A 1,368-nucleotide genomic window follows, 5' to 3' on the forward strand; every position below is an offset into this window, starting at 1 on the left:
GAGACTGTCAAGAAGTTTGTGTAAATAATCTCTCTCGTTGATTGACTTTTTTATTTATCTTTTAATCAAAATAGGATTCTAGGGTGTCTCGAACTTGCCCAAATCCTTTATGAATCCTGTTAAAGTAACGGTCATTGTAATCCATTGCCTGAACTCCAATAAAGGTGTCAAGCGACTGCTCAGTTGGAAATTCTGTTTTAGGCTTGGTTTTCCGCTTAAGCCTGTTGTTAAAGGATTCAATCATGTTAGTTGAGTAAATTGAAGCTCTAATAGCTGGCGGATAGTTGTAAAAGGTTAACAGATCTGGCTCAACCTGTCTAAGATCTCTAACTACGTTTTTGTAGGCTTTTTCCCAGTTTTGATAGAATTCATGCAGCACCTGTACAGCCATTTCTTTGTTTGACTGAGTATGAATCTGCTTGAATTCATCCAGTGCTTTTTGTCGATCGTCAACCCGCATTTTGGCACTGATATTACGCATGACGTGTACCAAGCAGCGTTGAAAATGCGCTTTAGGATAGGACTGGCAGATAGCCTCTTTCATGCCAACTACTCCGTCAGACAAGAAGAGCTCTACCTGTTCAAGGCCGCGACTCTTGAAGCCTTTGAGCATTTCGCTCCAAATCTCAATATTTTCAGTAGGCGCAATACAGTAGTCGATCACTTCTTTATGACCATTAGGTTTGATACCGATGGCGATATAAACTGCTTCGCGCTCATAAGTGACCCGCTTAAGAGGAATATAGGTGGCATCGAGATAAACGCAGAAGAACTTATCTGACAGATGTCGCTGATGATATGCCTCAACTTTGGGAATCATTTCTTTAGAAATATTGGAAACCATAGCTGGAGAATAATAGCCGCCATACATTTTCTCAATCAAATCAGCGATTTCTCGGGTTGTGACGCCCTTGGAATAGAGCTTGATAACAGTTTGCTCTAAAACATCAGTATGCCTTTTATAATCTGGCATAGTGTGTTGATGAAACTCACCGTTTCTGTCTCTAGGAACTTTGATTTCTATTTGTCCGAATTGCGTATCAACCTTGCGGTAATAAGCACCATTTCTAGAATTTCCGGTATTCCAGCCATCGCGCTCATAAGGATTGTAGCCTAAAAAGGCAGTCAATTCGGATTCAAGCAGGTCATTGACAGCCTGTTGGAGCTTTTGTCTAAATAAATCATTAATTTTATCCTGATTGAATAGAGCATTAGCCATATCTTTGGTAAAATCATTCATGAAGGAATCTCTTTTCTAGTATGTTTTTCGTTCAAATCAATCATACGGGAAAAGGATTCCTTTTTCTAATATTCAGGGAAATAAAATTAAGGAAATATTCATCCTTACACAAACTATTTTACGGTCTC

At 39.1% G+C, this 1,368-nt stretch carries 1 protein-coding gene; it reads right to left on the bottom strand.

Annotated elements, in window-relative coordinates:
- Window positions 1–61 precede the first annotated feature (61 nt).
- Window positions 62–1,240, bottom strand: coding sequence for an IS256 family transposase (locus tag CP366_RS10325; protein ID WP_049148796.1), 1,179 nt, complete (start codon window positions 1,238–1,240; stop codon window positions 62–64).
- Between the last annotated feature and the right edge of the window lie 128 nt (window positions 1,241–1,368).

Source organism: Lactobacillus sp. UMNPBX15, assembly GCF_002553785.1.
GTDB lineage: Bacteria > Bacillota > Bacilli > Lactobacillales > Lactobacillaceae > Lactobacillus > Lactobacillus crispatus.